Source organism: Brachybacterium sp. UNK5269, assembly GCF_049266655.1.
GTDB lineage: Bacteria > Actinomycetota > Actinomycetes > Actinomycetales > Dermabacteraceae > Brachybacterium.
Window position 1 is genome coordinate 2,697,965 of the sequence record NZ_CP184883.1, and the last position, 24,146, is coordinate 2,722,110.

Below are 24,146 nucleotides of genomic sequence, written 5' to 3' on the forward strand. Positions count from 1 at the left end.
AGGCCCCCGCCACCGGCTGCTGCCGGGCGGGGGCCTTCGTCGTGGGTGCTCGCGAGCGGCGGGCGGCTGCTCAGTCCTCGTCGCGGCGGGCCTGCTCGCCCGCCGGGGCGTCGGCCTCCGGCGCCGCAGGGCTGCGATCGTCCGCCGGAGCCGTGGGGGCGGCGGAGCTCCCGGCCGTGGGAGCGGCGGAGCGCTGGGCCGAGGGGCGCAGCGCGGCCAGCCGCGAGAGCGGGGTCCGGTCGAGGCTCGAGGAGCCGGCCGTGCGGTCCGCGATGGCCGGGGTCTCCTGGCCGAGCGCGGCGAAGAACTCGTGGCTGGCGCGGTCCTCCCCGAGGTCGGGGGCCGGATCACGACCGACGATGTACAGCAGCGTCGCGTTCACGAACGCGATCAGCGGGATCGCGAACAGCGCCCCGGGGATCCCGGCGAGGACGGCACCCGCGGCGACGCCGAGGAACACGGCCAGCGGGTGCAGCTCGACGGCCTTGCCCATCAGGAACGGCTGGAGCACATTGCCCTCGAGCTGCTGGACGGCCAGCACGATGGCCAGCATGATCAGCGCCCCGATCCAGCCGTTGAGCACCAGCACGATCAGCACCGCGATCGCGCCCGAGGCGATCGCGCCGACCAGCGGGATGAACGAGAACAGGAACACGAGCAGCCAGATCGGCACCGCGTAGGAGCCCAGCCCCAGGGCCACCATGCCGATCGCGATGCCGGACGCGTCGACCGCCGCCACCAGGATCTGGGTGCGGATGTACGCCGACAGCGCCTTCCAGCCGCGCCGGAACGCCTCATGGGTGGGCACCCGGGCGGCCGGCGGGAGCAGGCCGACGGTCCAGCGCCAGATGCCCGCCCCGCCGGAGAGCAGGAAGAACAGCGTGAACAGGCACACGACGATGCCGGTGACGAGGTTGCCGAGCACGGCCGCGGTGCTCAACGCTCCGCTGACCAGCTGCCCGGAGTACTGCTGGAGCTGCTCGAGCCCCTCGTCGACCGCTGCCTCGACCATCGGCGTTTCGATCTGGAAGGTCGTGGTGGCCCAGTCCATCAGCGACTGGAAGCCGCTGACGGCCTTGTCCTGGATGTCGGAGAACTGCGTGAGCAGCTGCCGCCCGGCCAGCGTGAACATGCCGGAGATGACCAGCAGGAGCCCCAGCAGCGCGATGCCGCTGGCGGCGGCCCGTCCCAGGAAGGTGTACCGGGTCAGGATCTTGACCATCGGGTTCAGCAGCGCGGCGATCAGGATGGCGATCAGCACCGGGATCACGATGTTCGTGATCTGCAGCAGACCCCACATGAGCAGTGCCGAGCCCGCGACGACGACGATCAGCCGCCACGACCAGGCGGCCGCCCGTCGGATCCCGAGCGGGATCTCCTCGACCTCGGGAGCGAGGCCGGGGGCCCGCGGGGTGGGGCGCAGCTTCGACATGGGGCTCCTTCCGTACGAGCCACGGTGGCTCACGGGCATCCTAGTCGCGGCGTCGGCCGCTCCCTGCGGCGCGGCCCGCCGTCGACGAAGGTCGATGCCGGCACCTCCGAGGGACGGGAGGTCGCAGCGGCCCTCGCGGACTAGCGTGATCGCATGCACACCTCCTCGCCGACGCCCGTCCCGCCCCCCGCGTCCCCGGACGCGTCGCCCACGGCGCCCGCTCCCCCTCCAGCGGTGGCCGAGGGCCCGGCCGCGCCGGTGACCGCGCAGGCAGCGGTGCCCACCGCGACCGCGCTGTCGCTGCGCGGGCTGCGGAAGTCCTTCGGGAAGACGGAGGTCGTCCACGGGATCTCACTGGACGTCCCGCGCGGCTCCTTCTACGGGATCGTCGGCCCCAACGGCGCGGGCAAGACCACCGCGCTGTCGATGGCCACCGGACTGCTGCGCCCCAGCGCCGGCACCGCCTACGTGCTCGGACATGACATGTGGGTCGAGCCGCAGCAGGGCAAGGCCCGACTGGGGGTGCTCGCCGACGGTCTGCGCACCTTCGACCGCCTCACCGGCCGGGAGCTGCTGACCTATGTGGGCCTGGTGCGCGGCATGGAGCCCGCCGTGGTCGAGCAGCGCACGGACTCGCTGCTGTCGGCGCTGGCCCTCGGCGACGAGGACGGCAAGCTGGTGGTGGACTACTCCGCCGGCATGACCAAGAAGATCCTGCTCGCCAGCGCCCTCCTCCACGCCCCCGACCTGCTGGTGCTGGACGAGCCGCTCGAGGCCGTGGACCCGGTCTCGGCGCAGGTGATCCGGAAGATCCTCACCGCCTACGTGGGCGGCGGCGGCACCGTGGTGCTGTCCAGCCATGTCATGGAGCTGGTCGAGGGGCTGTGCAGCCATGTCGCGATCATCGCCCAGGGCGAGCTGCTGGCCGACGGCACGCTCGACGAGGTCCGCCAGGGCGGCAGCCTGGTGCAGACCTTCATCGACCTGGTCGGCGGCGGCGACATCGCAGAGGGGAGCCTGTCGTGGTTGGAGTCCTGAGCACCGAGCACGCCGCGACCGCTGCGGCCGCCGACGTCCACCACGGCGAGATCTCGCAGCGGGCCCTGATCCGGCTGCAGCTGAAGCTCAAGTGGACGCTGTGGAAGCGGTCCTACCGCAAGAACGTCGGCAAGCTGATCGGGACGATCATCGGCGGCCTCTACGCCGTCGGCGGCCTGGTGGGCCTGGTGATGCTCTCGCTGGGCACGACCCTGTGGGCGGGTGAGGGCGGGACCTTCCCGCTGATCGTCCGCGCCCTCGGCGCGCTGACCGTGCTGCTGTGGTTCCTGATCCCGGTGTTCGCCTTCGGGCTCGACGACACCCTGGACCCGCGGGCCTTCGCCCTGTTCCCCCGCCCCGCCAAGGACCTCCAGCCGGGCATGTTCGCTGCGGCGGCGCTGAGCCTGCCGAGCCTGTTCACCCTGGTGGCGGTCCTGGTCGCCACCGCCTTCGAGCTGCTGTGGCTGGTGCTGTACGGCCAGGGCGCGGTCTGGATCGCGCTGGCCGCGATCGCGCTGATCCCCGCCAATCTGGCCGGCTTCGCCCTGTGCCTGCTGCTGCCGCGGGCCTGGTTCGCCCACTCCGCGAGCCGCTCCTCCTCGCGCAGCCGCCGCGAGGTCGGCGGCATCTTCGGCTTCCTGGCCCTGTTCATCGGCATCTACGCCGTCTCGCTGGCGATGCAGCGCCTGCCCGAGCTGGATCTCGAGCTGGTGCTCGCCTGGGCGCCGCGCATCGTCGACGCCCTCGCCTGGACCCCGCTCGGCGCCCTCTTCGCGGTGCCGATGGACCTCGCGGAGTCCCGCCCGCTCGCGGCCGTGGCGCGCGTGGTGATCGGGGCGGTGAGCATCGTGGTGGTCTGGAGGTGGTGGCGGCGCTCGATCGACCGCGCGCTGACCTCGGCCCTGGCCGGGGACGCCTCCTCGGGCAGTGCGAAGGTCTCGCCGCTGGTGCCGCGCTACGTCACCCCCGGCCCCTTCGGCGCCGTGATGGGCCGGTCGCTGCGGTACTGGCGCCGCGACACCCGCTACCTCGCGGCCCTCGGCATCTACCCCGTGATCATCGTCTTCTTCGTGGCCATGGGCCTGGTGCTGCCGGAGTCCCGCACGGCGATGCTCGCGGTGACGGTGCTGATGTGCGGGATGAGTTCGATCAGCCTGGCCAACGAGATCGGCTTCGACGGCCCGTCGGGGTGGGTCAACATCGTGGCCGGCCTCCCGGCCCGCGCCAATCTGCTGGGCCGCATCGCCGCCATGGCGGTGCTGATGGTGCCGGGGGTGATCGTGGCGACCGCCGCGCTGCCGGTGCTCTACGGCATGCCCGAGCTGCTGCCGCTGACCGTGCTGGGCTCGCTGGGGGCGATGCTCAGCGGCTGGGGCACCTCGATGGTGGTGGGCGTGCTGCTGCCCTATCCGAGCTCGCCCCCGGGCACCAACCCGATGAAGGACAAGTCCGCCTCGAGCACCAACGCGATGCTCTCGATGACCATCTCGATGGTCTCGGTGTTCGTCCCGCTGCTGCCCGCGATCGGGGTGGGCATCTGGGGGATCGTGGTGGGCAGCGTCCCGCTGATGCTGGTGGCCGGGCTGCTCGCCGTGCTCGCCGGGGCGATCGTGTTCCTGGTGGGGCTGCGGATCGCGTCGGTGCGGCTGGATGCGCACTACCCGGACGTGTTCCAGAAGGTCCGCGACCACGTCTGAGCCGCGGTCCGACGGGCCGGTCGCAGCCGGCGGGCCGGTCGCGGTCGGCGGGCCGGTCGCAGCCGGCGGGCCGGTCGCGGCGCGCGGGGGCGGCCGGCGCCCGCCGGGCCGTCACCGCAGGGAGCGCTCCATCACCAGGGCGTCGATGCTGCGGCCCCGGATCCGGTAGTAGCCGCGGCGGCGGGCGATCTCCCGGTATCCGGCGGCGGCGTAGAAGGCCCGGGCGCGGTCGTTGTCCTCGCGTACCTCGAGCAGGAGCCGCTCGGCGCCGCCCGCGCGGGCCTGCTCCTCGCACCAGGCCAGCAGGGCCCGGCCGATGCCGCGGTGCTCGAGGCGGGTGCCGATCGTGTGCACGTCGGCGATCTCGCCGGCGAGCATGATCCCGGCGTACCCGATCAGCGCGCCGGCGGCGTCGGCGCCCTGCGCGGCGACCACGTAGCGGCGGTCGGGGTGCTCGATCTCCGCGGCCAGCTGGAAGACGGTCCAGGCCTCGTCGGGGAACAGCTCGAGCTCGGCGAAGGCGATCTCCTCGACGTCCTCCAGGGTCGCCGGGCGCAGCGCCCAGTCCGGGCCGGCGCCGGGACCGTCGGCCGCCTCCATCTCAGCGTCCCAGGGCGCTCTTGCGCGCGGTGGGCTTGGCGGCGTCCGGCGCCCGCAGGTACATCGGCTCGGTGCTGGTGAGGTCCTCCCCGCGCGCGCTCAGCGCCGCGGCCGCCAGCAGCAGGTGACCGGCGTCGGCATGGACGAGGTCGGCGCTCGCGGGCAGCAGCTCGGGGTAGAGCACGGTGCCGGAGCCGACCAGCAGGTCGCAGGCGGTCAGCTCGGCGGCGACGTCCGCCGGGGCGCCGACGGCGGGCGCGGAGACGCGGCGCACCGTGCCGTCCTCCTCGCGGCGGTAGCGGGCGTGGTAGACCTCGCGGCGGCGGGCGTCGAGGGCGACGCCCACGGTGACCGGGTCGGTGCGGGATGCGGCGAGCTCGGCGAGCGCCTGGTGGGCCAGTGCATCGAGCGAGCTCAGTCCGTGCAGCGGCACCCCGAGCACCGCGGCGATGGCGCGGGCGGAGACCAGGCCCACCCGCAGCCCGGTGAAGGGGCCCGGTCCGCGGCCGACGACGACGCCGGTCAGGTCGGTGCGCCGGGCGCCCGCCGCGCTCAGCGTCTCGTCGATCAGCGCCAGCAGCACCTCGTCGTGGTGGCGGGAGCGCGCATCGGAGCGGACCTGCAGCACCTCGGGCGCGGGCCCGGTCAGCTCGCCGCGGGCGACGGCCACGCTCACCGCCCCGGAGGTGTCGATCCCCAGCAGCATCAGCGGCCTCCCTCGGTCGGTGCGGTGGTCGGCGGCGCGACCGGGTGGGACGGGTCGGCCTCGGTCGATGGGACGGTGCTCTCCGGCGCGGACGGCGCCGGCGCGGCGGTGCCGTCCGCTCCGGTGATCGCGGCGAGCGCGGCCTCGAGCTGCGTGATCGCCTGCTCGTCCCAGCGGGGGCCGCTCGGGGTCAGGCGCAGGGTGCGGGGCTCGTCGGGGTCCTGGGGGTCCTCGACCCGGTCGGGCCGCTCGAGCTCGACCAGCAGGGTCGAGTCGCTGAGGTGCTCGACGCGGTCGCGTCCCCATTCGACCACGGTGACGGCCCGGTCCAGGTCGGCCTCCAGGTCGAGGTCCTCGATGTCCCCTCCCCCGCCGAGCCGGTAGGCGTCCACGTGCACCAGGTCGGGCCCGTCGGCGAGGCTGGGGTGGACCCGTTCGATGACGAAGGTCGGGGAGGCGACGGGGCCGCGCACCCCGAGCCCGGCGCCGAGGCCCTGGGTGAAGGTGGTCTTGCCGGCGCCGAGGGGTCCGTCCAGCACCAGCAGGTCCCCGGCGCGCAGCACGGTGGCCAGGGCGGTCGCCACCGCGCGGGTGCCGTCGGCGTCGCGGGTGCGCACCTGCACCGCGCTCATGAGCGGACCTCCCGGGTGACGCGTCCCGAGACCGAGGTGAGCACCTCGTAGGGGATGGTGCCGGCCGCCTGCGCCCAGTCGTCGGCGGTCGGTGCGGCCGGGGCGTTCGGGTCGCCGCCCGCGTCGCCGAAGACGAAGACCTGGTCGCCGGCGCGGGCGTCGGTGTCCGGGCCGAGGTCGACCACGATCTGGTCCATGCTGATGCGTCCCACCTGCGGGACGCGGCGGTCCCCCGAGCCGGTGCGCACCAGCACCTCGCAGCGGTCGCTGGCGGCGCGGTGGAGACCGTCGGCGTAGCCGATCGGCACCAGCCCGAGGTGGGTGCGGCGATCGGTGCGGCGGATCCGGCCGTAGCCGATGCTGTGCCCCTCGGGGACCTCCTTGACCATCGCCAGTCGGCTGGTCAAGGTGAGCGCCGGTCGCAGCGGCACGTCGGTGGTCACCGGCGGGTAGCCGTACAGGGCGATGCCGAGGCGCACGATGTCGCGGTGCAGGTCGGGGCGGGTGAGGGTGGCCGCGGAGTTCGCCAGGTGCTGCAGCGGGATGGGGCCCACCTCGTCCTCGAGCGCGGCGCAGGCGGAGTCGAACAGCTCGACCTGCTGATCGGTGGCGGGATCGGCCGGGTCGTCGGCGCTGGTGAGGTGGGTCCAGGCAGCGGTGACCTCGATGAAGTCGTCCTCGCGCATCGCCGCGCCCAGCTCGCGGATCTGCCAGGGCAGCACCCCGTTGCGTCCCATGCCGGTGTCGATCTTCAGGTGCACGCGGGCGCGCCGGTCGGCCTGGCGGGCGGCCTCGGCGACCATCGCCAGCATCTCCAGGGAGCCGACCGACACGTCGATCCCCGAGGAGAGCACCTCGGGCAGCACCTCGCGCATGGTGTGCGGCTCGTAGAGCCAGGTCAGGATCTGGGCGTCGAGGCCGATGCGGGCCAGGGCCAGGGCGCTGGCGGGATGGGCGACGCCCAGCCAGGTCGCGCCGCCCTCGATGGCGGCGCGGGCCGCGGTGAGCATCCCGTGCCCGTACCCGTCGGCCTTCACCACGGCCATCAGGGCGGTCTGGTCCCCGAGCAGGGTCCCCATCGATCGCGTGTTCTGCGCGATCGCCGAGGGGTCGATCACGGCCCGGTTGGGCACGTGCCGAGGGTCCTCGGCGGGGATCGGGATGGTCATCGGACTCCTTCGCTCACAGCGGGGCGCCCGCCAGGATAGTCCCCAGGGCGTCCGGGAGGTGGCCCGCGACGTCCAGGGCGACCAGGGGCACCAGGCCGCCGCGGGAGGCGAGGCGGCCGGCGCGGCCGTGCAGGATCGCGGCGAGGGCAGCGGCGTCGGGGCCCGGCAGGCCCGCCGCGAGCAGGGTGCCCAGCACCCCGGCGAGCACGTCCCCGGTGCCGGCGGTGGCGAGCTGCGCGGTGGCGTCGTCCTGGGCGCGCAGGGGACCGCCGTCCCCCGGGGCGATCAGGGTGACGGCGCCCTTGAGCAGCACGGTGGCCCCGGTCGCGGCGGCGAGGGCTCGGGCCAGCTGCGGGCCCGGCAGGCCGGGGTCGAGGTCGAGGCGGTCGGCGAGCCGCTCCGCCTCCCCGCGGTGCGGGGTGAGGACCACGTCCGGCCCGAAGCGGTGCCCGGCAGCGAGGGCCGTGAGCCCGCCCGCGTCGATGACGCCGCGCTGCAGGCCCTCTCCCCCGGCGCGCAGCAGCTCGGCGCCGGCCCGGACCCGCGGGTCCTCTCCCGGCAGGCCGGGCCCCACCACCAGGGCGTCGGTGCGGCCGAGCGCGGCCAGCAGGTCCGCAGCGGGTGCCTCGCCGGCCGGGGGGAAGGGGTGGCCGAGCACCTCCGGTCGGGCGCGCAGCACCAGGTCCAGCACGCTCTGCGGGGCGAGGCAGCGGACCATCCCGGCGCCGGCCCGGGCGGCCCCGGAGACGGCGAGCACTGCCGCACCGGGGTACTGCTCGCTGCCGGCGGCCAGCGCCACCACGCCGCGGCTGTACTTGGTGGCATCGCGTCCCGGATGCGGGAACCGGTCGCGGACGTCGGCGTCCTCGAGGCGGAGCACGGCGGGCTGCGCGGGCAGGTTCGGGCCCGTGCCCAGATCGACCAGATGGAGCCGGCCGGCGCGCTCGGCGCCGCCGGGCAGCAGCAGCCCGGCGCAGTGGGCGCCGAAGGAGACGGTGGCCTCCGCCGCCAGCGCCTCGGGGGCGGCCTCGCCGGTGGTGGCGTCGATGAAGCTGGGCAGATCCACCGCGATCACCGCCGCCGCGCTCGCGCGCACCGCCGCCAGCAGCGGGTGGAGGTCGGCGGGGACCTGGGGGCGGCCGCCGATGCCGAGGATCGCGTCGAGCACCAGCTCGGCGTCGCCCAGCAGGCGGGAGAGCTGCTCCGGTTCGAGCTCGGTGAGCCGGTGGACGGTGCCGCCGGCCTCGCGCAGCGCGGCGGCGCCCTCCTCGTGGAGGCGCTCGGCGGTGGCGATCGCGTCGGCGGCGATGCCCTCGCCGCGCAGCATCGCGGCGGCGTGCAGCCCGTCGCCGCCGTTGGAGCCCGGTCCGGCCAGCACCAGCACCCGCGCGCCGGGAGCGGGCGCTGCGGCGCCGGCCTGGCGCAGGCGCTGCGCGACATGGTCGGCGAGGGCCCGGGCGGCGCGCCGCATCAGCGGCTCCCCGGCCCTGAGCAGGGGCGCCTCGGCGTCCCGGATCGCCTGGGCGGTGTCGCCGCGGATCATGGTCGGCCTCCGTCGTGGGGGTCGTGGGAGCCGGCCGCGGCGGTGCAGGCGGCGGTCGGCCCGCCGACCTGCGACCCGCCGGCGGCCGGGGCGGCCCGCTCGGCGACCACGATCGCGGTGGCGATGTTGCCGTCGTGCGAGAGGGACAGGTGCAGGTCCGCCACGTTCTGCCGCTCGGCGGCCCGCAGCGTGGCGCCGCGCAGGCGCAGGTAGGGGCGGCGCTGCGTGGTGCGCTCGACGGTGACGTCCTGCCAGGAGAAGTCCCCGGGGGCGCCCAGGGCCTTGCCCACCGCCTCCTTGGCCGCCACCCGGGCGGCCCGCGAGGCGTCGGAGAGTCCGCGCTCGGCGGGCGTGAACAGCCGCTCGACGAGGGCCGGGGTGCGGTCGATCATCGCGGCCAGGCGGGCGATGTCCACCACGTCGATGCCGACCCCCGCCACGGCGGCGTCCTCGCGGGGCGCGAACGCCCGGCCCCCGAAGCTCTCGTCGGGGCCGGGCGTCGGCGTCGCGGTCGGGAAAGTGCTCACGAGGGCAGTATCCCCCGTGATCACTCCACGGTGACGGACTTGGCCAGGTTGCGCGGCTGGTCCACGTCCAGGCCCTTCGCGGTGGCCAGCTCGCAGGCGAAGATCTGCAGCGGGATCACCGTCAGCAGCGCCGCGAACAGGGTGCGGGTGGCGGGCACCCGGATCACCTCGTCGGCGTACGGCAGCACCGTGTCGTCGCCCTCCTCGGCGATCACCAGGGTGCGGGCGCCGCGGGCGCGCACCTCCTGGATGTTCGAGACCACCTTCGAGTGCAGGGAATGGGGGCCGTTCGGGGAGGGGACGATGACGAACACCGGCTGCCCCGCCTCGACCAGGGCAATGGGCCCGTGCTTGAGCTCGCCGGCGGCGAAGCCCTCGGCATGGATGTAGGCGATCTCCTTGAGCTTGAGCGCGCCCTCCATCGCGGTGGGGTAGCCGACGTGGCGGCCCAGGAACAGCACGCTGCTCGCGTCGACCATGTCCTGGGCGAGCTGCTCGACCTGCGCGGAGCTGTCCAGCACCTGCTGGATCTGCTCGGGGATCTGCTCGAGGTCGCCCATCAGGGCGGAGATCTCGTCGGGGAACAGGTTGCCGCGCACCTGGGCCAGGAACAGTCCCAGCAGGTAGCAGGCGGCGATCTGACCGAGGTACGCCTTGGTGGAGGCCACCGCGATCTCGGGGCCGACGTGCAGGTACAGCGCGGCGTCGGACTCGCGCGGGATGGTCGAGCCGCGGGTGTTGCAGATCGAGATGACCTTCGCGCCCTGCTCGCGGGCGTGGCGCACCGCCATCAGGGTGTCCATGGTCTCGCCCGACTGGGAGATCGCCACCACCAGCGTCTTCTCGGTGACGACGGGGTCGCGGTAGCGGAACTCATGGGCGAGCTCGACCTCGGTGGGGATGCGGCACCAGTGCTCGATGGCGTACTTCGCGACCGCCCCGGCGTTGGCCGCGGTGCCGCAGGCGACCACCACGATCTTGTCGGCGCTGCGCAGCACGGCCGGGTCGATGTCCATCTCGTCGAGCTTCAGGGCGCCGTCCTCGAGGCGGCCCAGCAGCGTGTCGGCCACCGCCTTCGCCTGCTCGTGGATCTCCTTGGCCATGAAGGAGGGGAAGCCGCCCTTCTGCGCGGCCGCGGCGTCCCACTCGATGGTGTAGCGCTTGGCGTCGGTGACCTCGTTGCCGTCGAAGTCGACGATCGCGACGGAGTCGGCGGTGACGGTGACGACCTGGTCCTGCCCGATCTCGAGCGCCTCCTTGGTGGAGTCCACGAAGGCGGCGACGTCGGAGCCCAGGAAGTTCTCGCCCTCGCCGAGGCCGACCACCAGCGGGGAGTTGCGGCGGGCCGCGACCACGGTGCCGGGGGCGTCGCGGTGCACGGCCAGCAGGGTGAACGCGCCCCCGAGGGAGGCGGCGGCGCGGCGCATCGCCTCGGTGAGGTCGCCGGTCTGCTCCATCTCGCGGGCCACCAGGTGGGCGGCGGCCTCGGAGTCCGTCTCGGAGAGGAAGGGGAAGCCCTGTTCCTCGAGCTCGGCGCGCAGCGTCGCGAAGTTCTCGATGATGCCGTTGTGCACGACCGCCAGCTCGCTGTCGCGGCCGCCGAGGTGGGGGTGGGCGTTGGTGTCGGTGGGCGCGCCATGGGTGGCCCAGCGGGTGTGCGCGATGGCGACCCGGCCGGTGGTCCCGGCGCTGTCGGCGAGCGCCTCGCGGAGGTTGGCGAGCTTGCCGGCGCGCTTGACAACGCTCACCGCGCCCTCGTCGACCACGGCGACGCCCGCGGAGTCGTAGCCGCGGTACTCGAGGCGGGCGAGGCCCTGGAGGGCGACGTCCACGGGACGGGAGGAGGGGGCTGCGGCCTGAGGCCCTGCATATCCGACGATTCCACACATGCGGTTCACGGTAGCGAGCCGTGCGGCCCGGGATGCTCGAAGTGAGCGCGCGCGGCGAGTCCTTGATCACCTTGGACGACGTGCGCGCACGGCTCTGCGGGGCGGAGCGCCGGATCGGTCAGAAATGAGCAGGCGCGGCTGCGCGAGCCTGCTCGGGATTCGGGCACCGGGCGCTCCCCCCGAGCTGGTCGGCGCGGGGACGCCGCCGAGTGCTGGAACAATCAGCCCCATGAAGGCCGCGTCGACGTCGAGCACCGTCACCCCGTTCGAGGAGATCCCGCGGGAGGACTGGGCGCGTCTGTCGCGTCAGACCCCCCTGCCGCTGTCCGAGGAGGACGTCACCACGCTGCGCGGCCTCGGCGACATGGTGGACCTGCAGGAGGTCGATGCCGTGTACCGGCCGATCTCCCGCCTGCTGAACATCCAGGTCGCCGCCGCGCAGTCGCTGCGACGGGCCCGCGAGGACTTCCTGGACCAGCACCAGCAGCGCACGCCGTACATCATCGGGGTGGCCGGCTCGGTCGCGGTCGGGAAGTCGACCACCGCCCGACTGCTGCGCGAGCTGATGGCCCGCTGGCCGGAGACGCCGCGGGTGCAGCTGATGACCACCGACGGCTTCCTGCTGCCCAATGCCGAGCTCGAGGCGCGCGGCATCATGCACCGCAAGGGCTTCCCGGAGAGCTACGACCGGCGCGGGCTGCTGCGCTTCGTGGCCGACGTCAAGGCCGGTCAGGATCGGGTCGAGGCCCCGGTGTACTCGCACCTGACGTACGACGTCCTCGAGCACGAGCGGGTGGTGGTCGAGCATCCCGACGTGCTGATCGTCGAGGGCCTGAACGTGCTGCAGCCCGCCCGCCCCCGCCACGACGGGCGGCTGGGGATGGCGGTCTCCGACTTCTTCGACTTCTCCGTCTACGTCGACGCGCGGCCCGAGGACGTCCAGCGCTGGTACGTGGAGCGCTTCCTGCAGCTGCGCCGCACCGCCTTCTCCGACCCCCGCTCCTACTTCACCCGCTACAAGGATCTCTCCGACGAGCAGGCCGAGCAGACCGCGCTGCGGATCTGGCGCACGATCAACGGCCCGAACCTCACCGAGAACGTCCTGCCCACCCGCGGCCGCGCCGACCTGGTGCTGCGCAAGGACGGCCAGCACCGGGTGCACTCGGTGCTCCTGCGCAAGGTCTGAGCCGGGGGCCGCCGAGCACCACTCGCCGGTGATGGCCCCGGCCAGCGCAAGTTTGCGCTCCTAGGACCTATGCCGTCTCGTGCATGGGTCCTAGGAGCGCAAAGTCTGCTGCGGCGACGTCCCGCCCCTCCAGGCCCTTCCCCGCGCCGCGCCACACCGCGCAGCACCGCACCGCACCGCACCGCACCGCACCGCACCGCACCGCACCGCACCGCACCGCACCGCACCGCACCGCACCGGCGATGATCGAGCGGCCGGGCGGGAAGGAGTCCGGAGCCGCTGCTCAGAGCCCGACGCGCTCGCGGACGATGCCGGCCAGACGCTCGGCGACGTCGTGGGCCTGCTCATCGGTGGGCGCCTCGACCATCACCCGCACGACCGGCTCGGTGCCGGAGGGGCGCAGCAGCACACGCCCGGTCTCGCCCAGCTCCTGCTCGGCGGCGGCGATGGCCCGGGAGACCCCGAGGTCGATGGTGGCCTTGGCCTTGTCGACGTTCTGGACGTTGATCAGCGCCTGCGGGAGGCGGGTCATGACGTCGGCCAGCTCGCGGGCGGTGCGGCCGGTCTCGACGATGCGCTGCATCAGGTGGAGGGCGGTGAGCTCGCCGTCGCCGGTGGTGGCGTGCTCGGCGATGATCACGTGGCCGGACTGCTCGCCGCCGATGGAGAAGCCGCCGAGGTTCATCTCCTCGAGGACGTAGCGGTCGCCCACGCCGGTCTGCCCGAGCACGATGCCGTGCTCCTTCATGGCGAGCTTGAGGCCCAGGTTGCTCATGACCGTCACCACGAGGGTGTCGTCGTGGAGCTTGCCGCGCTCCTTGAGGTCCAGGGCGAGGATCGCCATGATCTGGTCGCCGTCGATGATGTCGCCGTTCGCGTCCACCGCGAGGCAGCGGTCCGCGTCGCCGTCGAAGGCCACCCCGAGGTCGGCGCCGTGCTCGCGCACCGCGGCCTGGAGGGGCCCGAGGTGGGTGGAGCCGACGCCGTCGTTGATCAGGCCGCCGTCGTTGCGGTCGCCGATGACGTGGACCGTGGCGCCGGCGCGGCGCAGCGCCAGCGGGCCGGTCTCGCAGGCGGCGCCGTTGGCGCAGTCGGCCACCACGGTGATCCCTTCGAGCGGGCGGTCCAGGGTGGAGACGAGGTGCTCGACGTACATCTCGACCGCGCCCTCGAAGCGGGTGATGGTGCCGACGTCGGTGCCCTGCGGGCGGTCCCACTCCTCGCCGAGGCGGGCCTCGATGGCGTCCTCGACCTCGTCGGGCAGCTTGGTGCCGCCGCGGGCGAAGAACTTGATGCCGTTGTCGGGGGCGGGGTTGTGGGAGGCGGAGATCATCACGCCCAGGTCCGCGCCGGTGGACTGCACCAGGAAGGCCAGGCCGGGGGTGGGCAGCACCTCGGCGTCGAGCACATCGACACCGGCGGAGGCGAGGCCCGCGCTCACCGCGGCCGAGAGGAAGTCGCCCGAGGGGCGGGTGTCGCGGGCGACGATCGCGCGCGGTCGGGTGCCTCCGAAGGCGCCCAGCGTGCCCAGCACGTGGGCCGCGCCCACGGACAGCTCGACCGCCAGCTCCGCGGTGATGTCGCCGTTCGCGCGTCCGCGCACTCCGTCGGTGCCGAAGAGTCGTGCCACAGGGTTCTCCTCATGGGATCGGGGATTGGCGTCTCCCGCGGGGCCGTCCCGTGCGGCGGTGCCGCGCGGAGGTCCCGGACCGGAAGTCCGCTGTGAGACTACCCGCTGGAAGCCGCCGGCGGCGTCATCCTCCTCGTCACGGGCTGGCCGCAGGAGATACTTTGGAAGGATGTCCGATCCCGTGCTCCTGCCCCGGCTGCTGCCCTCCGCGATCAGTCACCACGTGGGCGATCGCACGGCGAGCCGGGGACTGGGCCTGGCCCGCGCGGGCCGCGTCGGCGGTCTCGCCTGGGAGGCGCCCACCCAGACCGTCGCGGCGACGGTCACGGACGAGGACGGCTCCCTCCAGCATCCGCAGGTGGTGCTCACCGAGTACGACGAGGACTCGGTCTCGCGGCGCTTCCAGTCGCCGGGGCCCGGCGGCCTGTGGCGGCCCCAGGCCTCCCGCTGCAGCTGCTCGGTCGGCGAGTCCTGCGTGCACGTCGCGGCGACCCTGTATCACCTCAACGACCTGGGCAGCCAGGCGGTGCGGGAGCGTCCGCCGGCGGAATGGCGCACCGTCCTGCGCCCGCTGCTGAGCACCACGGTCGCCACCGGCGCCGCCTCGCCGCCGCGGCCCCTGGCGCTCCGCTTCGACCTCGAGGCGGGCACCTCCGGCACCGGCGCCTCCCGCCACCACCGGGAGGTCGCCACCCCCGCCCATCTCGCGGCCGGCGCCGAGCTCTGGCTGGGCATGCGCCCGCTCACCCGGGGCCGCAAGGGGGCCTGGATCAAGGGCGACCTGTCCTGGCGCACCTTCGAGTTCCGGCTGGCCGGGCGCGAGTACGACCCCGCCCACGGGGAGGCGCTGACCCGGATCTTCGCTGCGGCCTCGGTGGAGCGCAGCTACTCCAGCGGCGCGATCGACCACCTCTGGCTGAACTCCATCACCTCCCCGCTGCTGTGGCAGTCCCTCGAGCACGCCCGCGCGGCCGGGGTCGAGTTCCTGCCGGGCACCGGGCTGGCCGCGATCGACCTGCTCAGCAGCGGTGAGGCGGGCCTCGACCTGCACGTCGACGACTCCACCGAGGCCCTGCTGGTCCGGCCGCGGGTGATCATCGACGGGTCCCCGGCGCCGCAGGGTCGGCTGCTGGGCGCCTCCGGGGTGCTGGACGTGGACCCGGTGGCCGAGGGCGACGGGGAGCTGATGACGGCGCGGATCGCCCCGATCGGCTCCTCGGTGCCCCGCGCCCTGCGCACCCTGCTGCACCGCCGGGAGCCGCTGGTGGTCCCGGCCGAGGACCGGGCGGCCTTCCTCGAGGTCGCCTACCCCCAGCTGCGCTCGCTGACCACCATGACCAGCCTCGACGGCAGCGTCGAGCTGCCCGCGGCGCGCCGGCCCACCCTGCACCTGACGGCCTCCTACGCCTCCGGGGACCGGCTCTCCCTGCGCTGGTCCTGGCAGTACCACGACCCGGACCGCCGGCTGCCGGTGGACCAGCGCCAGGGCGCCCACCGCGATCTCGACCATGAGGACGAGGTGATCGCGGCGGTGATGTCCCGCTGGCCGCTCATGGTCAGCGATGCACCCGATCTGCTCAGCGGCACCGACACCGCCCGCTTCTCCGAGCACGTGCTGGACGAGCTGGCGGCGATGGACCACGTGGAGATCGAGATCACCGGCACCCGCCACGCCTACCGCGAGCTCGACGGGGCCCCGCAGGTGCGGATCACCCAGCAGGCCTCCCCCGGCAAGAACGACTGGTTCGACCTGGGCTTCGAGATCACCGTCGACGGCCGGCAGATCCCGTTCCCCAGCCTCTTCGTGGCCCTCGCCCAGGGCAGCAGCCGGCTGCTGCTGTCGGACCGCACCTACTTCTCCCTCGACCATCCCGCCTTCGACACCCTGCGCGAGCTGATCCAGGAGGGCGAGGCGCTGCCGGAGTGGGAGCCGGAGCGCCAGCAGATCTCCCGCTTCCAGGTGGACCTGTGGGACGACCTGCAGGCGATGGCCGACGAGGCCAGCGCCAGCACCGAATGGGAGCGCACCGCCCGCTCGCTGCGCTCCCTCGAGGCGCTGCCCCCGCCGCCCCTGCCGACCGGCCTGCGGGCCGAGCTGCGGCCGTACCAGCAGGAGGGGTTCACCTGGCTCGCCTTCCTGTTCGCGCACGGCCTGGGCGGGGTGCTGGCCGACGACATGGGGCTGGGCAAGACCGTCCAGACCCTCGCGCTGATCGCCCACGCCCGCGCCGGCGCGTCGGCCGACGGCGGCGCCGACCCCGCTCCCCCGTTCCTGGTCGTCGCCCCCGCCTCCGTGCTGCCGGTGTGGCGGCGCGAGGCGGAGCGCTTCACCCCGAACCTCACGGTGCGCGTCCTGGACCGCACCGCCGCCGCCCGCGGCACGGACCTGTCCGCGGCGATCACCGGCGCCGATCTGGTCGTGACCAGCTACTCGGTGCTGCGGATCGACGAGGAGGACTTCGCCTCCCTGCCCTTCCAGGGGTTCGTCCTGGACGAGGCGCAGTTCGTCAAGAACCGTCGCTCCCGCACCCACCGCGCCGCCCAGGGCGTGCGGGCCGACTTCCGCCTCGCGATCACCGGCACCCCGATGGAGAACTCGCTGGACGACCTGTGGGCGATCCTCGACCTGGTCACCCCGGGGCTGCTGGGCAGCGCCAACGGCTTCCGCCGTCGCTTCACGCTGCCCATCGAGACCGGGGACCATCCCGGCCGGATGGAGCTGCTGCGACGCCGGGTGCGTCCCTTCCTGCTGCGCCGCACCAAGGAGCTGGTCGCGCAGGACCTGCCGGAGAAGCAGGAGGAGGTGATGACGGTGACGCTGGGCGCGGAGCACCGCGCCGTCTACGACTCGGTGCTGCAGCGCGAGCGCAAGAAGGTGCTGGGCCTGATCGACACCGACCTGGATCGCAGCCGCTTCATCGTGTTCCGCTCGCTGACCCTGCTGCGGATGATGGCGCTGGATCCGGCGCTGGTGGACGCCGAGGCCTACGCCGGGGTGCCCAGCTCGAAGCTCGAGGCGCTGTTCGACCGGCTCGAGGAGGTCATCGGCGGCGGGCACCGGGTGCTGCTGTTCAGCCAGTTCACCTCGTACCTGGACCGGGTCGCGGCCGAGCTCGAGGCGCGCGGCGTGGCCTACTCCCACCTCGACGGCTCGACCCGCGACCGGGACGCGGCGGTGACCGGGTTCCGCGAGGGCGACGCCCCGGTGTTCCTGATCTCGCTCAAAGCCGGCGGTTTCGGGCTGACCCTCACCGAGGCCGACTACGTGTTCCTGCTGGACCCGTGGTGGAACCCGGCGGCGGAGAACCAGGCCGTGGACCGCGCCCACCGGATCGGTCAGGACCGCACGGTGATGGTGTACCGGATGATCGCCGAGGACACGATCGAGGAGAAGGTGCTGGCGCTGCAGCGGCGCAAGGCGGAGCTGTTCGACGCCCTCACCGACGGCGGGGAGGCCTTCCGCGCCGCCGTGACCGCGGAGGACCTGCGGGAGCTGCTGAGCTGACCGCGCCCCCCGCGACCTGCACGATCTGTGCAATCTGCACGACCAGCGCGATCTGCGCGGCCGACGCAGGCCCCGCGGCCGGCACCGCCGGCGCGGCTCAGTCCCGCCAGCGCGGCCGGGCCGCGGTGTAGGTCCCGACGGGCCGCTCGAGGGTCTTCCCATCGATCCGCAGCGGCGGCGGGACCGCGTCGAGCATCCCGTGCGCGGAGGCGATCCGGCGCCGCGGGATCTCGAGCCGCGCGGGCTCCGCCGCGACCGGGGGCGGCAGCGCCAGCAGGGTGCGGGCGGCGCCGAGCAGGCTCACCCGCACCGTCACCGCCCGCGCCCGGGCCAGCGCCTCGAGCACGTGCGCGGCCAGCAGGTGCCCGCTGGCATGGTCCAGGGCCTGCACCGGGAGGGCGCCCGGGGTCCCCGCGGTGCCGCAGCGCTCGGCGATGCCGGTCGCGGCCTGCACGATCGAGTCGAAGCCGGCCCGGCGCCCCCAGGGGCCGTGCTCGCCCCAGGCCGACAGGGAGGCGATCACGGCCCGCGGGGCGCTCCGGGCGAGGTCGTCGGGGCCGAGGCCGAAGGCCGCGAGGGCGCCGGGGCGGTAGCCGTCGAGGACGACGTCGGCGCCGGCGGCGAGGGCGCGCACCTGCTCCGCTTCGCGGCGCAGGTCCAGCACCGCGGAGCGCTTGCCCATCCCGGTGGACAGGTGCGCCTCGAGCAGCTCGGGCCGGTGCGGCGGGTCGATCCGCAGCACGTCGGCGCCGAGGCAGGCGAGCAGCTGGGTGCAGGTGGGGCCCGCGATCACCCGGCTCAGGTCCAGCACCCGCACGCCGGCCAGCAGCGCCCGGGCGCCGTGGTCCGCGAGCGGGTCGGCACGGCTCAGCGGCGGGCGGGCCCCGCGGTCCTCGAGCAGCGACCAGGGATCGGCGGCGGTCGCGAGGGCCTGGGGATGCGCGGACCACTCCGCAGCGGTGCGGACCCGGACCGCGATGCCGCCGGCCGCGGTGAGCTGCTCCTCGACCTCCGCGGCCTCGCGTCGGCCGACCTCCCGATCCAGGCCTGCCCGGTCCTCGATGCCCAGCACCACGCGGGTGATCGCGGCGTGGTAGGGGTAGTTCCCGTGCAGGCGCAGCCAGCCGTCGCGGGCCCGGACCAGGCCGGAGAGCTCGGCCCAGACCAGGGGTGCCCGGCCGTCGATCCGCAGGTGCTCGAAGGCGGCGAAGGAGGCCGCGATCAGCTCCGGGGCGGTGTCGATCGCGAGGTCCAGCCCGCGGGCGGCGGCGACCTCGGCCGCGGCGTTGCGCCCGCGCGCCACCGCGGCGGCGGCCAGCGACTCGACGTCGAGCGGGCCGCGCCACCAGCGCGCGGGCGCATGCTCCATGGCGGAAGCGTAGCCCCGTCCCGGCGTCCGCGCCGGGGACGACGATGCCCCCGACCCGGAGGTCGAGGGCATCGCGTGGGCGCTCCGGCGGCAGGGCCGCCGGTCAGCAGGGGCTGAGGATCAGCGCTTGGAGTACTGCGGAGCCTTGCGGGCCTTCTTCAGACCCGCCTTCTTGCGCTCGATGACGCGCGGGTCGCGACGCAGGAAGCCGGCCTTCTTGAGGGTCGGGCGGTTGTTCTCCTCGTCGATCGCGTTCAGCGCGCGGGCCACGCCGAGGCGCACGGCGCCGGCCTGTCCCGACGGGCCGCCGCCGTGCAGGCGGACGATGACGTCGAAGCGTCCCTGGAGGTCGAGGACCGTGAACGGGTCGTTGACCTCCTGCTGGTGGACCTTGTTCGGGAAGTAGTCCTCGAGGCTGCGGCCGTTGAGGGTCCACTGGCCGGAGCCGGGGATCAGGCGCACGCGGGCGATGGCCTGCTTGCGACGGCCGGTGCCGTAGCCCGGGGCGGTGGCCGACTGGCCGGCGCCGACGGCGGACTCGCCGGTCGATTCGGTGGTGAAGGTCTCCGGGGCGGACTCGTCGGTCACGGCCTCGAGGGACTCAGGGGTGGTCTCAGTCACGGTTCTCCTTGGTTCTTCCGTGCGGCAGGGCGGTTGGCGGGACGCCCCGCTTACTGCGCCACCTGGTCGATGGTGAAGGGGGTGGGCTGCTGAGCGGCGTGCGGGTGCTCGGAGCCCGAGTAGATCTTCAGCTTCTTGATCTGCTGATCGGCGAGCTTGTTCTTGGGGAGCATGCCGCGGATGGCCTTCTCCACCGCCCGCTCGGGGTTCTTCTCGAGCAGCTCGGAGTAGGGGATGCCGCGGAGGCCGCCCGGGTAGCCGGAGTGGCGGTAGGCCAGCTTGGCCTCGCGCTTGTTGCCGGTCAGCGCGACCTTGTCAGCGTTGATGATGATCACGAAATCGCCCGCATCCACATGGGGTGCGAAGACCGGCTTGTGCTTTCCCCGGAGGAGCTGTGCAGCCTGGGAAGCGAGCCGGCCGAGGACGACATCCGTGGCGTCGATGACGTGCCAGGAACGCTCGACGTCGCCGGGCTTCGGGGTGAACGTACGCACTCGTGCCTTCTTCTCTCGTCAGTGGTGCCCGGCGGCAGGACGCCGATCGGACACGTTTCGATGGACCGTGGGCACGCTTCCTTCGGGTAAAAGCATGGCCCTGTGGCTGTACCCGGCCCGCTCCGCTCACGACGCGACGGCGGTCCTGGATGTGTGTGAGATGCCCTGTTCGCGCCGGGCGTGAGAGAACGGCTGCGGGTAGGGCACACATCGAGGCACAACGACCGCCAACACTAGTGGTCGCGAGCGGGCAGCGTCAACGCAGGAGGCGCCGGGCGGGCTGTGATCTCCGGCTCCGTCGGCGCCCTCAGCCCCGCCGCGCGCGAGCGAGGGCCGCGCGGGCCGCCAGCTCCTCGTCGGGAGGATAGGCCACGTGCTCGAGGGTCAGCCCCTGCGGCGGGCACAGGGGGGCGGCGCCGACGCCGTCCCGGGTGGCGGCCTCGCGGGTGCGGGCCGCGAGCACCCGGGCCGGCCAGTCCTGCTCCCGTCGGCCCTCGCCCACCCCGATCAGCGCCCCCACCAGCGAGCGCACCATGTGGTGGCAGAAGGCGTCGGCGACGACGGTGGCGACCACCACGCCCTCGTCGGCCCGCCCCGCCCCCGGGCGCTCCCAGCGCAGCTCCTGCAGGGTGCGGATGGTGGTGGCGCCCTCGCGGGGCCGGCAGTAGGAGAGGAAGTCGTGCTCCCCCAGCAGGGCCCGGCTCGCGGCGTCCATCGCGCCGACGTCCAGCGCCGCGCGGTGGCGCAGCACGTCGCGCCGCAGCGGGTCGTGCACGGCGGGGCCGTCGGAGATGCGGTAGCGGTAGCGGCGCCACAGCGCCCCGAAGCGGGCGTCGAAGGAGGCCGGCACCTCGCGCGCGACATGCACGACCACGTCCGACGGCAGCACCCCGGCCAGGCGGGTCACCAGCGCCTGGGCGGGGGTGCGGTCGGAGCGGCCGGGCAGAGTGGCCAGCACGCCGGGGGGCAGGTCGAGGTGGCAGACCTGCCCGCGGGCGTGGACGCCGGTGTCGGTGCGACCGGCGACCGTGACCCGGACCGGGACGCGCGCGATCCGCCCCAGCGCCTGCTCGAGCTCGCCCTGGACGGTGCGCTGGCCGGGCTGGGCGGCCCAGCCGTGGAAGTCGGTGCCGTCGTAGGAGAGGTCCAGGCGCAGCCGGACGCTGCCGGCGACGCTCCCGGTCGGGTCGGCGGCGGGATCGAGGTCCGGGAGGGCAGCGGGCATGATCCCGATCGTAACCGCGCCCGCAGGCCGCAGTGCGGGCACCGCTGTGGGGCCGGTCCCGCGCGGGGTACCTTGACCCGCGTGAAGATCCTCGTCATCGGCAGCGGAGCTCGCGAGCACGCGATCATCCGCCGCCTCGCCGCCGACCGCCCCTCCCCCGAGCTGCACGCCGCGCCCGGCAACCCCGGCATCGCCCGCCTCGCCACCTGCCACGACGTCCTGTCCACCGATCTCGACGCCCAGGTGCGCCTGGCGCAGCAGCTCGCGGTGGACCTGGTCGTGATCGGCCCCGAGCAGCCGCTGGTCGCGGGCGCCGCGGACCGGCTGCGTGAGGCCGGGCTGACGGTGTTCGGACCCTCGGCTGCCGCCGCCCGGCTCGAGGGCTCGAAGTCGTGGGCGAAGGAGATCATGGCCGCCGCGGGCGTTCCCACCGCCGCGTCCGTCACGGTCACCGCTGCCGAGCAGATCGAGCCCGGGCTGGACCGGGTGAACCCGCTGAGCGACGTGCCCTTCGTGGTCAAGGCCGACGGGCTGGCCGCCGGCAAGGGCGTCGTGGTCACCGACGACCGCCGCGCCGCCGTCGCGCACGCCGAGGCGGTGCTGGCCGCCGGGGGCTCGGTGGTGCTCGAGGAGCACCTCGACGGCCCCGAGATCTCCCTGTTCTGCGTCAGCGACGGCACCCGCGTGGTGTCGCTGGCCCCGGCCCAGGACTTCAAGCGCGCCCTGGACGAGGACCGGGGCCCCAACACCGGCGGCATGGGCGCCTACTCCCCGCTGCCCTGGGCGCCGGAGGACCTCGCCGAGACGGTGGTGCGCACCGTCGCCCGGCCCACCGTCGACGAGCTCGCCGCCCGGGGCATCCCCTTCGTGGGCATCCTGTACTGCGGCCTCGCCCTGACCCGGCGCGGCCTGCGGGTGATCGAGTTCAACGCCCGCTTCGGCGACCCCGAGACCCAGGTGGTGCTCGAGCGCCTCGCCTCCCCCTTCGCCCCGCTGCTGCACGACGCGGCCCGCGGCGAGCTCGACGAGCGGCAGGGGCTGCAGTGGCACGAGGACGCGGCGGTGGCGGTGGTGCTGGCCTCGGCCGGGTACCCGGCGACCGTCCGCACCGGCGACGTGATCACCGGGATCGACGCCTGCGAGGCGCTCGGCGCGCATGTCCTCCACGCCGGCACGGCGAGGCTGGACGGCGAGCTGGTCAGCGCCGGCGGCCGGGTGCTGTCGGTGGTCGGCACCGGCAGCGACCTGGAGGGCGCCCGCACCCTCGCCCTGGCCGGCGTCGAGGCGATCGGGCTCGAGGGCGGCCACCACCGCAGCGACATCGCCCGCCGCGCCGCCGCCGACGCGCTCGGCACCGCGGAGGGACGCGCATGAGCGCCGCGCTGGTCGAGGCCCCGCAACTGCCGGGCTGGGACCACGTGGTCGCCGGCAAGGTCCGCGAGCTGTACGTGCCGGCCGGCGCGGACCCGGCCACCGCCACCGAGGTGCTGGTGGTCGCCACGGACCGGATCAGCGCCTACGACCACTCCCTGCAGCCGGGCATCCCCGACAAGGGCCGTCTGCTGACCGGCATCAGCCTGTTCTGGTTCGAGCAGCTGGGAGACATCGTCCCCCACCACGTGCTCTCGGCCACCGACGTGCCGGACGCCGTGGCCGGGCGGGCCCTGCGCTGCCGCGGGCTGGACATGCTGCCGCTGGAGTGCATCGCCCGCGGCTACCTCACCGGCTCGGGCCTGGCGGACTACCGGGCGGGCGGCAGCGTGGGCGGGCACGTGCTGCCCGCCGGACTCACCGAGGCCTCGCGGCTGGACCCGGCGCTCTTCACTCCCTCCACCAAGGCCGGTCCCGGGGAGCACGACGAGAACATCACCGTCGCCCAGGCCCGGGAGCTGCTGGGCGAGGAGCTCACCGAGCAGCTGGAGGCGCTGACCCTCGCGGTGTACGAGCGGGCACGGACCCTCGCCGCCGAGCGCGGGATCCTGCTGGCCGACACCAAGCTCGAGTTCGGCCGCTCCCGCCTGGACGGCACCCTGGTGCTCGGCGACGAGGTGCTCACCCCCGACTCGAGCCGCTTCTGGTCCGCCGACGCGGTCGTGCCCGGGACGGCGCCGCCGAGCCTGGACAAGCAGTTCGTGCGCGACTGGCTGACCTCCCCAGCCTCGGGCTGGCACCGCGGCGCGGACCTGCCGCCGCCCGCGCTGCCCGCGGAGGTCGTCGAGCAGACCCGGGCGCGGTACGTCGAGGCCTACGAGCGGCTCACCGGCACGTCCTTCTGAGCGCGGCCGTCCCGCCCGCTCAGGGCGGGTCCTCGATCAGCGGGACGAAGGCGAAGGCCCCGTGCGCGCTCTCGCGCAGATGATCGCCGTCCCGCACGAGGCGCCGCATCTCCCGTCCCACCGGGATCACCATCACGCCCCGCTCGCCGAGCTGGGCGTCCAGCGCCGGGGGCCGGCGCCGCGCCTCAGCGGAGACCAGGATGCGGTCGAAGGGGGCGTCCTCGGGGGCGCCGAGCACCCCGGGGCGGGCGAGCCTGATCTCCGCGACCCCGGCGGTGTCGATCGCGGCGACGGCCTCCCGCGCCGGGACGATCAGGCTCTCCACCCGTTCGACGCCGATCACCCGCCCGGTGGGCCCGACCAGCCGCGCCAGCAGGGCCGTGGTCCATCCGGAGCCGGCGCCGAGGTCGAGCACCCGCTGCCCGGCGTGCACGTCCAGCAGGCGCAGCATCACCTCCACCGTGTAGGGCTGGGAGTTGGTCTGGCCATGGCCGATCGGCAGCGGGGCGTCCACCCACGCCCGGTCGCGCAGCGCCGGAGGCAGGAACGGGGCGCGCGGCACCTCCCGCAGCGCGCGGGTGACCGGGTCCTCGCTCTCGCTCATCGG

Annotated in this window: 20 protein-coding genes; 6 read left to right on the forward strand and 14 right to left on the reverse strand. The window is 74.4% G+C overall.

Features of this window, described 5'->3' with window-relative positions:
• Nucleotides 1-70 precede the first annotated feature (70 nt).
• A complete protein-coding gene (locus ACOJUI_RS12600; RefSeq protein WP_422115297.1) occupies nt 71-1,432 on the reverse strand; it encodes an AI-2E family transporter in 1,362 nt (453 codons plus the stop codon).
• A gap of 153 nt (nt 1,433-1,585) precedes the next feature.
• Here ACOJUI_RS12600 and ACOJUI_RS12605 point away from each other — a divergent pair, with 153 nt between their 5' ends.
• Complete coding sequence (locus tag ACOJUI_RS12605; protein WP_422115298.1) at nt 1,586-2,470, forward strand: ABC transporter ATP-binding protein; 885 nt, start codon at nt 1,586-1,588, stop codon at nt 2,468-2,470.
• Nucleotides 2,455-4,167, forward strand: a complete 1,713-nt coding sequence (locus ACOJUI_RS12610; protein ID WP_422115299.1) for a hypothetical protein — start codon at nt 2,455-2,457, stop codon at nt 4,165-4,167. The genes ACOJUI_RS12605 and ACOJUI_RS12610 overlap by 16 nt, the downstream gene beginning before the upstream one ends.
• 111 nt (nt 4,168-4,278) lie before the next feature.
• On the opposite strand, the gene ACOJUI_RS12615 is transcribed toward ACOJUI_RS12610, so the two are convergent.
• Genes ACOJUI_RS12615 through glmS form a run of 7 tightly spaced genes read right to left on the reverse strand, consistent with a single transcriptional unit; the run spans nt 4,279 to nt 11,233 of the window.
• Nucleotides 4,279-4,767, reverse strand: a complete 489-nt coding sequence (locus ACOJUI_RS12615; protein ID WP_422115300.1) for a GNAT family N-acetyltransferase — start codon at nt 4,765-4,767, stop codon at nt 4,279-4,281.
• 1 nt (nt 4,768) lies between these two features.
• Nucleotides 4,769-5,473 carry a tRNA (adenosine(37)-N6)-threonylcarbamoyltransferase complex dimerization subunit type 1 TsaB gene (gene tsaB / locus ACOJUI_RS12620; RefSeq protein ID WP_422115301.1) on the reverse strand — a complete coding sequence of 235 codons (705 nt, stop codon included), beginning with the start codon at nt 5,471-5,473 and terminating at the stop codon, nt 4,769-4,771.
• Entirely contained in the window at nt 5,473-6,105 is a 633-nt protein-coding gene (gene tsaE / locus ACOJUI_RS12625) for a tRNA (adenosine(37)-N6)-threonylcarbamoyltransferase complex ATPase subunit type 1 TsaE (RefSeq protein WP_422115302.1), read from the reverse strand. Before tsaE ends, tsaB begins: the two co-directional genes overlap by 1 nt.
• Nucleotides 6,102-7,274, reverse strand: a complete 1,173-nt coding sequence (alr, locus tag ACOJUI_RS12630; protein ID WP_422115303.1) for an alanine racemase — start codon at nt 7,272-7,274, stop codon at nt 6,102-6,104. Before alr ends, tsaE begins: the two co-directional genes overlap by 4 nt.
• Nucleotides 7,275-7,287: 13 nt before the next feature.
• Complete coding sequence (locus ACOJUI_RS12635) at nt 7,288-8,817, reverse strand: NAD(P)H-hydrate dehydratase (RefSeq protein WP_422115304.1); 1,530 nt, start codon at nt 8,815-8,817, stop codon at nt 7,288-7,290.
• A complete protein-coding gene (locus ACOJUI_RS12640; RefSeq protein ID WP_422115305.1) occupies nt 8,814-9,344 on the reverse strand; it encodes a holo-ACP synthase in 531 nt (176 codons plus the stop codon). Before ACOJUI_RS12640 ends, ACOJUI_RS12635 begins: the two co-directional genes overlap by 4 nt.
• Nucleotides 9,345-9,364: 20 nt before the next feature.
• On the reverse strand, nt 9,365-11,233 hold the full coding sequence (gene glmS, locus ACOJUI_RS12645) for a glutamine--fructose-6-phosphate transaminase (isomerizing) (protein WP_422115306.1): 1,869 nt from the start codon (nt 11,231-11,233) through the stop codon (nt 9,365-9,367).
• Nucleotides 11,234-11,462: 229 nt separating this feature from the next.
• On the opposite strand from glmS, the gene coaA reads away from it, so the two are divergent.
• A complete protein-coding gene (gene coaA / locus ACOJUI_RS12650; protein ID WP_422115307.1) occupies nt 11,463-12,419 on the forward strand; it encodes a type I pantothenate kinase in 957 nt (318 codons plus the stop codon).
• 283 nt (nt 12,420-12,702) lie between these two features.
• Here the strand turns inward: coaA and glmM are convergent, their stop codons facing one another.
• Complete coding sequence (gene glmM / locus ACOJUI_RS12655) at nt 12,703-14,049, reverse strand: phosphoglucosamine mutase (protein WP_422115308.1); 1,347 nt, start codon at nt 14,047-14,049, stop codon at nt 12,703-12,705.
• Nucleotides 14,050-14,218: 169 nt separating this feature from the next.
• Here glmM and ACOJUI_RS12660 point away from each other — a divergent pair, with 169 nt between their 5' ends.
• Nucleotides 14,219-17,554 carry an SNF2-related protein gene (locus ACOJUI_RS12660; RefSeq protein WP_422115309.1) on the forward strand — a complete coding sequence of 1,112 codons (3,336 nt, stop codon included), beginning with the start codon at nt 14,219-14,221 and terminating at the stop codon, nt 17,552-17,554.
• A gap of 97 nt (nt 17,555-17,651) precedes the next feature.
• Here the strand turns inward: ACOJUI_RS12660 and ACOJUI_RS12665 are convergent, their stop codons facing one another.
• From ACOJUI_RS12665 to truA, 4 genes are all read right to left on the reverse strand, one after another.
• Nucleotides 17,652-18,923: a CoA transferase gene (locus tag ACOJUI_RS12665; RefSeq protein ID WP_422115310.1), complete on the reverse strand. Its 1,272-nt coding sequence runs from the start codon at nt 18,921-18,923 to the stop codon at nt 17,652-17,654.
• Between the two features lie 120 nt (nt 18,924-19,043).
• Nucleotides 19,044-19,544 (reverse strand): 30S ribosomal protein S9, encoded by a 501-nt coding sequence (gene rpsI / locus ACOJUI_RS12670; protein WP_422115311.1) that lies wholly within the window; start codon nt 19,542-19,544, stop codon nt 19,044-19,046.
• Between the two features lie 50 nt (nt 19,545-19,594).
• Nucleotides 19,595-20,038 carry a 50S ribosomal protein L13 gene (gene rplM / locus ACOJUI_RS12675; RefSeq protein WP_422115312.1) on the reverse strand — a complete coding sequence of 148 codons (444 nt, stop codon included), beginning with the start codon at nt 20,036-20,038 and terminating at the stop codon, nt 19,595-19,597.
• Nucleotides 20,039-20,345: 307 nt separating this feature from the next.
• Nucleotides 20,346-21,263 (reverse strand): tRNA pseudouridine(38-40) synthase TruA, encoded by a 918-nt coding sequence (truA, locus tag ACOJUI_RS12680; RefSeq protein WP_422115313.1) that lies wholly within the window; start codon nt 21,261-21,263, stop codon nt 20,346-20,348.
• An 81-nt stretch (nt 21,264-21,344) separates the two neighbouring features.
• Between truA and purD the strand changes: the two genes are divergently transcribed.
• Nucleotides 21,345-22,637: a phosphoribosylamine--glycine ligase gene (gene purD / locus ACOJUI_RS12685; RefSeq protein ID WP_422115314.1), complete on the forward strand. Its 1,293-nt coding sequence runs from the start codon at nt 21,345-21,347 to the stop codon at nt 22,635-22,637.
• Complete coding sequence (locus tag ACOJUI_RS12690) at nt 22,634-23,539, forward strand: phosphoribosylaminoimidazolesuccinocarboxamide synthase (protein WP_422115315.1); 906 nt, start codon at nt 22,634-22,636, stop codon at nt 23,537-23,539. The genes purD and ACOJUI_RS12690 overlap by 4 nt, the downstream gene beginning before the upstream one ends.
• A 19-nt stretch (nt 23,540-23,558) precedes the next feature.
• On the opposite strand, the gene ACOJUI_RS12695 is transcribed toward ACOJUI_RS12690, so the two are convergent.
• Nucleotides 23,559-24,143 (reverse strand): protein-L-isoaspartate O-methyltransferase family protein, encoded by a 585-nt coding sequence (locus ACOJUI_RS12695; protein ID WP_422115316.1) that lies wholly within the window; start codon nt 24,141-24,143, stop codon nt 23,559-23,561.
• Nucleotides 24,144-24,146 lie beyond the last annotated feature (3 nt).